The sequence below is a fragment of the Leptolyngbya sp. CCY15150 genome (assembly GCF_016888135.1).
In the GTDB taxonomy this organism is placed as follows: domain Bacteria; phylum Cyanobacteriota; class Cyanobacteriia; order RECH01; family RECH01; genus RECH01.
In genome coordinates, this window is record NZ_JACSWB010000223.1 from 17,565 (window position 1) to 31,020 (window position 13,456).

The window sequence follows — 13,456 nt, forward strand, 5'->3', positions numbered from 1 at the left end:
TACTGCTCTCCATCCCTACGCATAGCATGGCATTAGCCCCACTAACATCGCCTCGGCCCCAACTCCATGAATACCAAATGCTTCAGTCTTCCATTCAACAGACCGAAGACCTGATTAATGCCGCCTGGATCGCCGCGAACCAAGAACAATGGGAAACCGCCCAAACCTATCTGCAAGACGCACTTGCCCTTGAAGCCACCCAAGCCAATATCTCACTCGAACTTCGGGTTTTGAATTTACTCACGCTGGTTGAAACCGTGTTAGGCGACTACGATGCCCTACTCCCCCACGCCCAGCAATTTGTCACACTAGCCCAAGCCGAACAGAATATTCCCTTGCTGACTCAAGCCTACCAAGCCCTCGGAACCGCTTACTTTTATACCGGCGAATTCAGCCAAGCCCTCGATGCCCACCAACAGGCTCTATCCTTAGCAGCGCAACTGCAAGACCCCTATCGCCTAGCGGTTGCCTATGCCCAAATTGGCGAAACCTATCTGGCGCTTGAAGCCCTCGAAGCCGCCCTCTCCGCATCCACAACTGCATTGGAACTCGCCGAACCGCTGGGCGACCCAACCTTAACAGGACTCATCTACGGCAACCTTGGAAAAGCCTATACAATGCAGTCCGATTATGCCCGCGCCCAATCCTATCTCGAAGCTGCTCTCATTGCAGAACAGGCAGCCGGAACGCCGCTGGGGATAGCCCAGGCTTTGAATAATCTAGGTAATGTACTCCTTCTGGCGGGTGATTTACCTGAGTCAGAACGCTATTTGCGAGACGCGATCGCCCTTTGGGAACAGCAGCGACAGCGCATTACAGAACCACAGCGACTCATTCAATTTTTTGACACACAGCTTGTGACCTATCGTCTTTTGCAACAAGTGTTGATTGCCCAAGACCAAACCGAAGCCGCATTGATAGCATCTGAGCAAAGCCGCGCCCAAATCTTATCTGCTCAACTTGCCGCAACAGAACAGTTACCATTAGACAATTCAGACAATACGATTGATCTCGTCACCCTGCAATCCATCGCGCAACAGCAGAATATCACGCTGGTTGAATATGCCTTGATTCCTCGAAATGCAGAACTCTTTATTCCAGGACGGTCGAGCGATCGCTGGCTGAACACCATTGAAAGTTTGTTCATCTGGGTGATTCAACCCTCTGGTGAAATTCACTTTGAGCAAGTTGACCTATCCGAACAACCCATTGACCTCATGAATTTAGTCGCCATGATGCGCCAAACCCTCGGTGTTCGTAGCGGGAACGCGGCCACGATTGAAGTAGTGTCAACCCCCGAAGCCCAAGCCGAGCAGCAGGAACGACAACAAGCCATCCTACAAGACCTCTATCACCTCTTGATTGCTCCCATTGCCACTTATCTCCCCTCTGATCCACAAGAAACGGTTGTGATCATTCCTCAGGAATCCCTATTCTTAGTGCCATTTCCAGCATTGATAAACCCAGACGGTCAATATTTGATTGAACAGCATACATTAGCAACTGCCCCTTCAATTCAAGTCCTCAGTCAGCTTCAACAGAATAGACCAACAGGGCGTGGGTCACTCCAAGATAATGAATTGTTGATTGTTGGAAATCCAACCATGCCCAGCATTTTGAATCCGCAGACCAATCAACTTGAACCGTTATCAAGCTTGATGGGTGCAGAAGCCGAAGCCATTGCGATCGCCACCCGTTTTGAAACAGAACCATTATTGGGAGAAACCGCCAGCGAACAACGGGTGGTGCAACAGATGCCCACCGCACGAGTGATTCATCTGGCAACCCATGGTTTATTGGACTATCGTGACGACGAAACAGAGCCCTTTTTTCCAGGGGCGATCGCCTTAGCTCCCGGAAACGGCGAAGATGGCTTACTCACCGCCGCCGAAATCTATGATCTTAGCCTCAGCGCCGAACTCGTCGTCCTTAGTGCCTGCGACACCGGACGGGGAAGCATTACTGGCGATGGCGTAGTTGGCTTATCTCGTGCCTTTATCCAAGCCGGGGTGCCGCAAATCATGGTCTCCCTCTGGGCTGTCCCCGATGCACCGACTGCCGAACTAATGACCATTTTCTATGAGCAGCGGGAATTGACCGACAGCGATACCCAAGCCTTGCGCCAGTCCATGTTGATCATGCTCGAAGCCTATCCCAACCCCCGCGACTGGGCGGCGTTTATCTTGATTGGCGGCGTTTAATGATAGCAGATAAGCAATAACGCAGTCGGTCATCAAAACATGAAACTCTCACAGTGAAAAATCAATTATTGTCGCTAGAACCTGATGATGTATGTTAGGTTCTAGCGACAGTCAGTGTTAAAACGACTCGTTAAACCTGTTGGTTAAGACGATCCGTTAAAACCGGAGTTCAAGACCGACAAACGGCCCGTGATAGATCACCGACGATCGGTTCAGATCCCCCAGTTCATCCAGTGGGCCAAACTGAGACGGTGCCAGGGCAATACCGCTCAACGCGAGAAGCTGATAGCCCGCCTTCAGCGTAAAATTATCGCCAATATCCCAGCTTGCCGACCCTTCCAACTCAACCAGAGGCGCCACACTGGTATCACTCTCAGAACCAGTCAGCACCGTCGGAATGCCATTGTCATTCACAAACGTACTGCTTTGGTCATTGAAATTGAGCATCAGCCCACCCCGGACACGCACATCCAAACCCAAATTCGGCGTAACCTGAACCCCGCTATCCACACCAATTTGTAGCCCCACCAGATCATTGCTGGTGTCAATCTCGTAAGTACCAAGGCGACCGCCCAGACGACTCGCCCCATCATTCGAGGTGAACATAAACTCCTCATTAATACTCATGTAGCGGAAGCCTGCCACCAACGTCGTATAGGAGCGGTCAGACGGCGACGTGAGTGCATAGCGATAATTGAGTTCCAGACTATCGAGATCTGATTCATAATCGAGTCGCTGTGACCGAGCCGCAACAAAATCTTCGACCTGGTTGGTATTTCGAGGACTGAGGGCGATGTCATCATCCTGCCCTGCCCGAACGGGATCCACAAACGACGCTCGTAACGTTTCACCACTATCCGAGACAAACGTTTCCGAGTCATTCCAATCCACCAATCCCATAAACGAGACTTCAAATCCACTGCGCGGCGTGGGGTAATAGCCTGCGGTGAACCGTCCACCAGTCGCCAAGTCAAATCCAAGCGACTCTGCCCCTAAAGACGCATTGCTGCCAATTAAAGTATTGGTGAGTGGATCGAGTTGACTATCGATAGACGTCACCACATCGGGAATATTGCGTCGCAGGAACACCACATCCGTATTGATTTCCCAATTGACTTGATCGCCCAAAATCCGAGTTTCAATCGGCATCAACGGAGTGACTTCCGGTTCATCCATTTGTGCGATTTCAACCGTCATTTCAAGCCCGTCTGGTGACACCAAATCACTAGCGGATGTTGAATACACTAGCTCAGATTCATTATCCGAGGAATCAGTTACAACCGTTGTACTAACGGCTTCAGACGGTTCAGCATCTGCAACCTCAGCATTTGAGGATGCGATCGCTCCTTCAGAAATTGGCTGAGCAGTCTGTGGTACGGGTTGATGCACCGTGTTCTCTAACTCGGATTGCGCGAGAGCGGGCACTGCGAAACAGCATCCAAGGGTAGATGCGCTCATGCTGAGCAGAATAGTTTGTCGTAGTTTCATTGTGGTTAATATGTTGAGAATGGATCAGGTTGATGACATGTCACCAGTCCACCGATCTCAATCCTGAAATGCAGGACAGAGCAGCATCTGATGACATCAACAGAAGCAAAGACATAAACGTTCAGTCAGACAGACGCTAGACAAGATAAAAAAGGTCTGACTGGGCATTCGGATTGAACCTGTCCCAGCCATTGAGGTTGGTTAAGGCTCAACGCTACACAGGACATGGATGTGTTGAGCGGACAATCCTCCGAATGGTCTGTGGTTGTTGTTGCTTCATGAAATGGAACGATGTTCTGAAGTGACCTAGTGCTGAGGTGATGGAGGGTATGCACAAGTCAGGTGAGCATTAGATGGAAAAAATGAAGTGTCAATCGGCTGGATGTGCCGTCTCTGAACTGTATTGGCGCAACATCTAATGGGTTCAAGCTTGCATACCTGGGTTAGGTTGAGAACTATATAGGGTTGACCTTTTGCTTAATCGGACGGATCTACGATGCGTTGTTTTGATTCTCGGATGTCTACTCTGCCAATATCTTGTTCTGCAAGGGCTGCCCGACGACGGCTGGCGGCGGCTCCTGCACCGGGAGACACGAAAGCGGATCAGGACACCTTTCTAGACACCTACCAACAAGTGCTGCAATACAGTCGAGCGGTTACTGGTGCAAGTGTTACAAGGGGCGATCGCTAACTTCCAACAGAAGCAGCTCCCTTGTGATGCAAGGGCTGATTCATTCTAAGATGCCTGTTCTATCATCGTTTCACCTGCTAACTCTCCCCCTGAATCTCCTCCCAAGAGGGAAATTCAGGCGTTAGTTCCCTTCCTTGGATGGGTTAGGGGTGGGTTCAACCTTGGCGCGGCCCAGCTAGAATGCTGACCTTGGTGATCGTTTTTAGAACTTGAGTTTGACAACAGTTTGCCTGCGGATGTACTGCAAGCGATCTTTGCCGTTAGTGATCCCTCTCCAGAGTTGCTGGAGACTCAAGCTGCCTTGGTCACAGAGATTTGCGGTGATGAGTAATCAGTCTCTGCCCGATTCCTTCACTCGAAACTCAAACCGTCTCAACTTCCCAAAGCGGTTCTAAGCGTGCATAGGCAGCTCTGGCTCAGAACTATATCCTAGTATCATTCCCCCAAAACTTAGCCATGCGCCACCCTATCAAACTACTCAGCCTTGCTACCCTCGCCGCCCTGCTCACCACTGTTGATGTTGCGGCATTTCAGAGACCGGGTTTCTCCGAAGAAACTCGATCTCTCCTGACACAAACTGAGCCTGCTGCAGCTCAGCCACCTAGCTTTTTGGCAGCAACCCGATCTCTCCGGCAAACGCCATTGCACCTTGCCCAAGCTGATGACCGCCAGGCTGAAGCGGTGCGCCTTTATCAGCAAGGGGTTGAGCAATTGAATACCGGCCAGGTTCGAGACGCCATTGTGAGTTGGGAACAGGCGCTAGAAATCGTTCGTGCGATCGAGAATCTTGGGGCTGAGGGCAATGTTCTGAATGCACTGGGTGAAGCCTATAGGAATCTAGCGCAATACGAACGAGCCATTGAGTTGTATGAGGAGGCTCTTGCCATTGCCCGCGAGATCGGCGATCGTCGGGGCGAAGGAAACGCGCTGGGCAGTTTGGGAATTGCTTACGCTGACCTCGGCCAATACCAGACGGCCATCGACTTCTATGAGCAAGTGCTTGTGATTACGCGTGAGATCGGCGATCGCCAGGGAGAAGGAGCCACGCTGGGGAATTTGGGAAATGCTTACTTTAGCCTCGGCCAATACCAGACGGCGATCGACTTCCATGAGCAATCTTTAGCGATTACGCGTGAGATCGGCGATCGCCAGGGAGAAGGAAACGCGCTGGGGAATTTGGGAAATGCTTACAGTGACCTCGGACAATACCAAGAGGCGATCGCACTCTATGAGCAACGTCTAGCGATCGCGCGTGAGATCGGCGATCGGCGGGGAGAAGGACAAATGCTGGGGAATTTGGGACTGGCTTACGCCAACCTCGGCCAATACCAGACGGCGATCGACTTCTATGAGCAATCTCTAGCGATCGCGCGGGAGATCAGCGATCGCCGGGGCGAAGGAAACGCGCTGGGGAATTTGGGAATTGCTTACAGTGACCTCGGACAATACCAAGAGGCGATCGCACTCTATGAGCAAGTGCTTGTGATTAGGCGGGAGATCAGCGATCGCCAGGGCGAAGGAGCCGCGCTGGGGAATTTGGGCAATGCTTACAATAGTCTTGGTGACTATGACCGCGCCATTGAGTTCTATGAGCAAAGTCTGGCCATCGCCCGCGAGATTGGCGATCGCGCCGGAGAAGGAAGCGCGCTGGGGAATTTGGGAAATGCTTACTTTAGCCTCGGCCAATACCAGACGGCGATCGACTTCTATGAGCAACAGCTTTTGATTACGCGGGAGATCGGCGATTGGCGGGGAGAAGGAAACGCGCTGGGGAATTTGGGAAGTGCTTACTATAGCCTCGGTCAATACCAGACGGCGATCGACTTCCATGAGCAATCTCTAGCGATCGCGCGGGAGATCGGCGATCGGCGGGGAGAAGGAGTCACGCTGGGGAATTTGGGAAATGCTTACTATAGCCTCGGTCAATACCAGACGGCGATCGACTTCCATGAGCAACATCTAGCGATCGCGCGGGAGATCGGCGATCGGCGGGGAGAAGGAAACGCGCTGGGGAATTTGGGAAATGCTTACTATAGCCTCGGTCAATACCAGACGGTGATCGACTTCTATGAGCAACAGCTTTTGATTACGCGGGAGATCAGCGATCGGCGGGGAGAAGGAAACGCGCTGGGGAATTTGGGAATTGCTTACCGCAACCTCGGTCAATACCAGACGGCGATCGACTTCTATGAGCAACGTCTAGCGATCGCGCGGGAGATCGGCGATCGCCAGGGCGAAGGAGCCGCGCTGGGGAATTTGGGAAATGCTTACCGCAACCTCGGTCAATACCAGACGGCGATCGACTTCTATGAGCAAGTGCTTGTGATTACGCGTGAGATCGGCGATCGCGATGGGGAAGCGCTTACTCTCAACAACCAAGGCGCGGCTCTGATTGTTACTGGGCAATTTCCCCAGGCAGAATCAGTATTGCGTCAGTCGATTGAGGTTTATGAATCCCTCCGCACTGGCTTATTGGATGACCAATTGATTTCCATTGCCGATACCCAATCCCAGGCTTACGCCAACTTGGAACGGGCTTTAACTGCCCAAAATAAAACCGCCGAAGCCCTAGCCATTACCGAACGCGGTCGAGGTCGGGCCTTCGTCTTGCAGTTGGCCAGCCGCCTCGCCACCGAGGCAGAACGCGCCGCCCTGGACGCCAGCCCTGTGGCGCAGGCTCCCACCGTGGCAGAAATCCAACAAATTGCCCGCGACACCAACACCACCCTGGTCACCTATTCCCAAATTTTTGACCGATCGCTCTACATCTGGGTGGTGCAGCCCTCCGGCGACATCGAGTTTCGCTCCGTTGATTTCGATGGATCGGATAACGAGTCTCCAGCCATCAACCCGATCGCCGCCATCGATGGCCCCGTCTACCGCAGCGCTACCCCAGACTCCGAACTCACTGCCCTCGTGAACGACTCCCGCGCCACCGTCATTGTAGAAGGCGCTGGAACCGACCCGCAGCAGCTCAAAGACCTGCACCAGATTCTCATTGACCCGATCGCCGACCTGCTGCCCAGCGACCCCGAAGCAAACGTCGCCTTCATTCCCCAGGGCAAACTGTTCCTTGTGCCCTTCGCCGCCCTGCAAGACGAAAACGGGACTTATCTAATTGAGAAACACACCATTCTCACGGCTCCCTCAATTCAAGTGTTTGGCCTCGCCAATAACACCGCCAACGAACCAGGCTCGGCTTCCTTACTCGACACCAATCCCCTGGTTGTTGGCAACCCCGTCATGCCCACCGTCTGGGCACCGACCGCCAGTGGCGAGTTTGCCGACATCCAACTGTCCGACCTGCCCGGTGCCGAACGGGAAGCCGTAGCCATTGGCAACTTCTTTCAGCGTCCTGCTCTGATCGGCGATCAGGCTACCGAAGCCCGCATCAAGCAATTGCTACCCGACGCCTCCCTAATTCACCTGGCCACCCACGGCCTGCTGGACTATGGCATCCCCGAATCGTCTGGAGTGCTGGATATCCCTGGTGCGATCGCCCTCACTCCGGGCGATGGCGAAGACGGGCTGCTCACGTCCGCCGAAATTCTTAGTCTGGACTTGCAGGCAGACCTGGCGATTCTGAGTGCTTGCGATACCGGACGGGGCCGCATCACGGGGGATGGCGTTGTCGGGCTATCCCGTGCATTGATTACGGCTGGCGTGCCGAGCGTCATGGTGTCGCTGTGGGCCGTCCCCGATGCCCCCACCGCCGAACTCATGACCGAGTTCTACAACCAGCTTGCTCAGGGTCAAGACAACGCCCAGGCACTGCGGCAGGCCATGCTGATCACCATGCAGCAGCATCCCGAACCCCGCAACTGGGCCGCCTTCACCCTGCTAGGGGCGGCGGAGTAAGCGGTTGTGTGAATCAGTTTCCCATAGCTAAACCTATCTTGATGTGACCAAATTCAATCATGAAAACTATGAAATTTCCTGTCTTCTGTCCTGACACCGACTCCAGAACCGTTGATTTGTCAACGTTTTGAGTCAGTCCCCTGAGTAAAGAAGCCTTCTGAATTTTGAATTTTGCAACTACTCCCAAATGTTTCTGTCCCTTACCCAATTAATGCCATGTCTAGAATGAAACGTCGTCATTTCCTACAGTTTGCGGGTTCAGCCCTAACCGCGATGGGCCTCAGCCAGACGGGCTTTTTGCGTCAGGCCGATCGCTACGGCAAAGTTTTGGCCCAGAGCACCCCCCGCAAACTGGCCCTGCTCATCGGTGTCAACCAGTATGAGGATCCCAGAATTTCTAACCTGTCTGGCTGCATCAAAGACGTTGAGATGCAGTATCAACTGCTGGTGCATCGGTTTGGGTTCAACCCCAGCGATATACTCATGCTCACCGACGATGCAGAGTTGACGCCGACGCGGGACAACATTCTGCAAGCGTTTCAGGAACACCTCCAGCAGGCGCGATCTGGAGATATCGTAGTGGTGCATTATTCTGGTCACGGCTCCCAGGTGATTGACCCGAATCCCATCACCGTCAGCCAGTGCGGCCCCGATAGCAATCCCAACGGTCTCAACGGTACCCTGGTGCCCCGGGATGCCACGCCTGAACGAGTGAGTGACTCGGAAGTGATCGTGACCGACATCATGGGTCGCAGCCTTTTCCTTCTGATGGAACAGATTCAGACCGAGAATCTGACTGTTGTGTTAGATAGTTGTTTCTCTGGGTCGGGTACTCGGGGGAATGCAAGAGTCCGCTCCACCAACGAGGCGCGGCTCGACGGACGCGGTGATGGACTGCAACTCTCCCCCAGTCCCGCAGAACTGGAGAACCAAGCCCGCTGGATGCGAGATTTAGAAATAGATGACAGCGAATTTTATCGGCGGCGATCGCTCGGCATTGCCAAGGGCGTGGCGATCGGCTCTGCCAGTTGCGATCAGTTGGCCTACGAACAACCCTACGATCGCGGGCAAACGGCGGGAACGTTCTCTTATCTGCTCAGTTATCTGTGGCAAACCCCAATTGCCGAACCTGCTAACACCGTCAAGGTCAATCTGGTGCGCAGTACAAGAATTGCCGCCCGCGATCGCGGTGAGCAAATCCCCATTTTTGAAGAGGAGCCGGGCAGCAACAATTTGGCAGAGCCGATCTATTTCCAGCCACCTCAACAGCCTTTTGCTGATGGCGTCGTGACGGACGTGACCGGCGCTCAAATTGAAATCTGGATGGGGGGCACATCCTTAGCCCTGCTGGGGACCGTGCAGCCGGGAGCAGTCTACTCCTTGATCAATCCGACGACCCGGGAACTAGTAGGCGATATCGCGCTGCAGTCTCGCAATGGCCTGTACGCCTACGGTGAACGACTTGAGGGGCAATCTATTGACGTGCAGGCAGGAATGCTAGTGCGGGAGAAGTTGAAAGCTCTACCCAACCCCACGCTGCAAATCGGCGTTGACCCCACCCTGGCAGCGGAGCAGGTTGCCGCTGAAACCGCCTTGCAAACCGTGTTGCAAACCACCAGCGGTGAGCAAACGGTGAACCGCATTAACGTCTTGCCAGTGGATCAACGATCCAACTTGAATTACGTTCTAGCGCGCACCACAGAAGTAATGCAGGCGCAACTCCGACAGGCGGGAGAAACTGCCCTACCCCCCATCGGCTCGGTGGGTCTGTATGCGGCTGACCTGAGTGGCATTGTGCCCAACACCGCCGGCCCGGTGAATGAAACTGCCATCGCCGCCGTGAATCGCTTGCAGCCGCGATTCAAATCTCTGTTGGTCATGCGGGTCTTGCAAGAACTTGCTAGCACCGAATCTAGCTTGCAGGTAGAAGGCACAATCTACGCGACCAGCGGGCGCGGGCCGAGCATTCCCATCGTGGGCCGCAATGCTCAACCTCCCACGTCCTCTGGTATCCAGGTCGAGCCAACATCCGCCACCTATCAAACCGATGAACTGATCGAGATGGAGATTACTAACTCCGAGCCGGATGCGGTGTATTTGAGTTCGCTAGTCATCGATAGCCAGGGCAATATCGTTGTGCTGCACCCCGCCCGCTGGGATGACCCTGACGAAGCCGCCCGCATTGATGCCAATGAATCCAAGGTCGTTCCCCGTGCTGAAGATGGTGTGCAGTTTCGGCTTAGCGGTTCCGGTTTCATTGAGGTGCTGACCATTGTGAGCCAGCAGCCGTTACGTAGTTTACTCCGCAACCTGCAAACGATCGCCAGCAGAGGGGGGCGCGAGCGCGGCGCGGTGCTCTTTGATGAGGGCGATCCGCTCGATTTGGTTACTGATTTGCTGGGCGATGTGGATTCGCTCTCCCGGAGTACCGGGACTATCTCTGTAGACACGGTGGCAGAGGAAGATACGGCGGTGGATTCTGGTGCGATCGCGGTCTTCTCCACCCTCATCGAAATTGTTGAGTAGGGGCAACGGGGCGATCGCCTCCCTGTGGCAAGTCAGCGACGGCGGCACCCAGGTCTTGATGGATGCTTTCTATGCGGCATTGAATAACGGCTACAGCAAAGCCGAAGCCCTGCAACGGGCGCAGCAGGCATTGATCACCAGCGACGAAACTGTTTTGGAAGGCGATCGCGGCAACGCCACCATTGAGATTATCGATAGCCGCACTGGGCAACCCTTGACCCAAAGCCCTGACCTGGCCCATCCCTACTATTGGGCACCGTTTATTTTGATTGGCAATGGGTTGTAAGATATCCAAGATAACTAGCCAGGCTCCAATCCATGCAAAGTAATCGAAATCATCAAAGAAATGAGGATTGAAGGTGCCTGCGTTATGGGTTGCCTTTGAGCCGTTCACAGCAGCTAGATCCGTGGTGCGATCGCTCTCAAGACTCCCAACACGCGATGGAGGATGGGGTAATCGGGTGTTAGATCCCCGGTTTCTTTAAGAAACCGGGGATCTGGGTGTTCAAGTTTTTCTCGTTTCAGGGCCACAACTTCGAGAGTAGCGCATGGAGGTCTTGCATACCTGGGTAGGGTCGAGGACTATATAGGGGCGTTGACCTCTAGCTCAATAGGACTGATCTGCGATGCGTTGTTCCCGTTCTCGGAAGTCTGCTCTACTGATGCCTTGTCCTGTAAGGGATTGGGGTGTTGGTTCGCTATTGCTGCGGGGGGCTGCCCGGCGGCGGATGGCAGCGGTGGTAATGGCGCTGGCGCTGGTGGCTCCGATGGTGCCGGGGGTGGGGGAGATGCCGGCGGCGGTGGCTCAGACGTTGACGACTGAGCAAGCTGCTGCTTTGGCAGAGGCGGAGCGGTTGAATCAACAAGCATGGCAACTATATCAACAGGGGCAGTATGGTGAGGCTATTCCGCTAGTTCAGCAAGCCTTAGCGATTCTTGAAACCGCCCTGGGCGAGAATTATCCCGATGTGGCTACCAGCCTCAATAATCTGGCCGCGTTGTATCAAGCTCGGGGGAATTACGCCGCTGCAGAACCCCTCTTGCAGCGATCGCTCACAATTCTTGAAATTGCATTGGGCGAAACACATCCTATTGTTGCCATTAGCCTCAATAACCTGGCCGTTTTGTATCAAGATCAGGGGAATTACACGGCGGCGGAACCGCTCTATCAGCGATCGCTCACAATTCTTGAAATTGCATTGGGCGAAACGCATCCCAATGTCGCCCAAAGCCTCAATAATCTGGCTGCACTATATCGCGATCAGGGGAATTACGCGGCGGCGGAACCGCTCTATCAGCGATCGCTCACAATTCTTGAAACCACATTGAGCGAAACACATCCCGATGTCGCCAACAGCCTCAATGGTTTGGCCTCATTGTATCAAGATCAGGGGAATTACACGGCGGCGGAACCGCTTTATCAACGATCGCTCTCTATCAGGGAAACCGCCTTAGGTGCAACACATCCCGATGTGGCCATCAGCCTCAATAATCTGGCTGGATTGTATCAAGCTCAGGGGAATTACGCGGCGGCAGAGCCGCTCTATCAGCGATCGCTCACGATTCTTAAAACCGCATTAGACGAAACACATCCCGATGTCGCCACCAGCCTCAATAATCTAGCTGGGTTGTATCAAGCTCAGGGGAATTACGCGGCGGCAGAACCGCTCTATCAGCGATCGCTCACGATTCTTGAAACCGCATTAGGCGAAACACATCCCGATGTCGCCCGCAGTCTTAATAATCTAGCTGCACTGTATCGCGCTCAGGGGAATTACGCCGCAGCGGAGCCGCTCTATCAGCGATCGCTCACGATTCTTGAAACCGCATTGAGCGAAACACATCCCGATGTTGCCCAAAGCCTCAATGGTCTGGCCTTGTTGTATCAAGATCAGGGGAATTACGCGGCGACAGAACCACTCTTACGGCGATCGCTCACGATTCTTGAAACCGCATTAGGCGAAACGCATCCCGATGTTGCCCAAAGCCTCAATAATTTGGCCTTGTTGTATCGTGTTCAGGGGAATTACACGACAGCAGAACCACTCTATCAGCGATCGCTCTCCATCGTGGAAGATGCCTTAGGTGAAAATCATCCCAATATGGCTACCAGCGTCAATAATCTGGCCGGGTTGTATCAAGCCCAGGGAAATGTGGACGCAGCACTACCATTCTTTGAACGAGCTGCAGAAAGTCGAGAAGCCCAACTGGATCTGAATCTGGCGGTCACCTCCGAGGCACGGCAGTGGGCTTACCTGGTCACCCTTTCAGGAGAAACAAATCAGGTCATCTCCTTCAATCTCCAAGACGCACCGGATGCAACTCCCTTGGCACTGACCACACTACTCCGCCGAAAGGGACGGGTACTAGATGCCACGGCAGAAAGCTACGCCACTCTGCAACAACAGTTAACCCCAGAAAACCAAGCGTTGCTGGAGGAATTGCGTCAAATCGACACCCAGCGGGCTAATTTATTTTTTGGTGAACCCGTCGAGGGGCAGTCAGAACTGATGGCGTCTTTAGAGGACAGAGCCGAAGTGTTGCAAAATCAGCTAGCGCGGGCCAGTGCCGTCTTCCGCACCGAGACCCAGCCCGTCACCCTAGAAGCCGTGCAGCAGCAGATTCCAGCGGACGGGGCATTGGTGGAACTGGTGCGCTACGAGCCGTTTGATCCGTCTGGAGCAGGTACTTG

Annotated in this window: 7 protein-coding genes; 6 read left to right on the top strand and 1 reads right to left on the bottom strand. The window is 53.9% G+C overall.

From position 1 onward, the window contains the following. The first annotated feature begins 77 nt into the window (after positions 1-77). Positions 78-2,201 carry a CHAT domain-containing protein gene (locus JUJ53_RS17975; RefSeq protein WP_204153423.1) on the top strand — a complete coding sequence of 708 codons (2,124 nt, stop codon included), beginning with the start codon at positions 78-80 and terminating at the stop codon, positions 2,199-2,201. 156 nt (positions 2,202-2,357) lie between these two features. On the opposite strand, the gene JUJ53_RS17980 is transcribed toward JUJ53_RS17975, so the two are convergent. Then, positions 2,358-3,590 carry a BBP7 family outer membrane beta-barrel protein gene (locus tag JUJ53_RS17980; RefSeq protein ID WP_204153424.1) on the bottom strand — a complete coding sequence of 411 codons (1,233 nt, stop codon included), beginning with the start codon at positions 3,588-3,590 and terminating at the stop codon, positions 2,358-2,360. 616 nt (positions 3,591-4,206) lie between these two features. Between JUJ53_RS17980 and JUJ53_RS17985 the strand changes: the two genes are divergently transcribed. The 5 genes from JUJ53_RS17985 to JUJ53_RS18005 form a co-directional block, all read left to right on the top strand. Continuing rightward, positions 4,207-4,380, top strand: coding sequence for a hypothetical protein (locus tag JUJ53_RS17985; protein ID WP_204153425.1), 174 nt, complete (start codon positions 4,207-4,209; stop codon positions 4,378-4,380). 456 nt (positions 4,381-4,836) lie between these two features. Then, positions 4,837-8,238, top strand: a complete 3,402-nt coding sequence (locus JUJ53_RS17990; protein ID WP_204153426.1) for a CHAT domain-containing tetratricopeptide repeat protein — start codon at positions 4,837-4,839, stop codon at positions 8,236-8,238. Between the two features lie 216 nt (positions 8,239-8,454). Then, complete coding sequence (locus JUJ53_RS17995) at positions 8,455-10,764, top strand: caspase family protein (protein WP_239125179.1); 2,310 nt, start codon at positions 8,455-8,457, stop codon at positions 10,762-10,764. Continuing rightward, positions 10,757-11,050, top strand: a complete 294-nt coding sequence (locus tag JUJ53_RS18000; protein WP_204153427.1) for a CHAT domain-containing protein — start codon at positions 10,757-10,759, stop codon at positions 11,048-11,050. The genes JUJ53_RS17995 and JUJ53_RS18000 overlap by 8 nt, the downstream gene beginning before the upstream one ends. A 376-nt stretch (positions 11,051-11,426) precedes the next feature. Then, a partial coding sequence (locus JUJ53_RS18005; protein ID WP_204153428.1) for a tetratricopeptide repeat protein occupies positions 11,427-13,456 on the top strand: 2,030 nt, incomplete at its 3' end.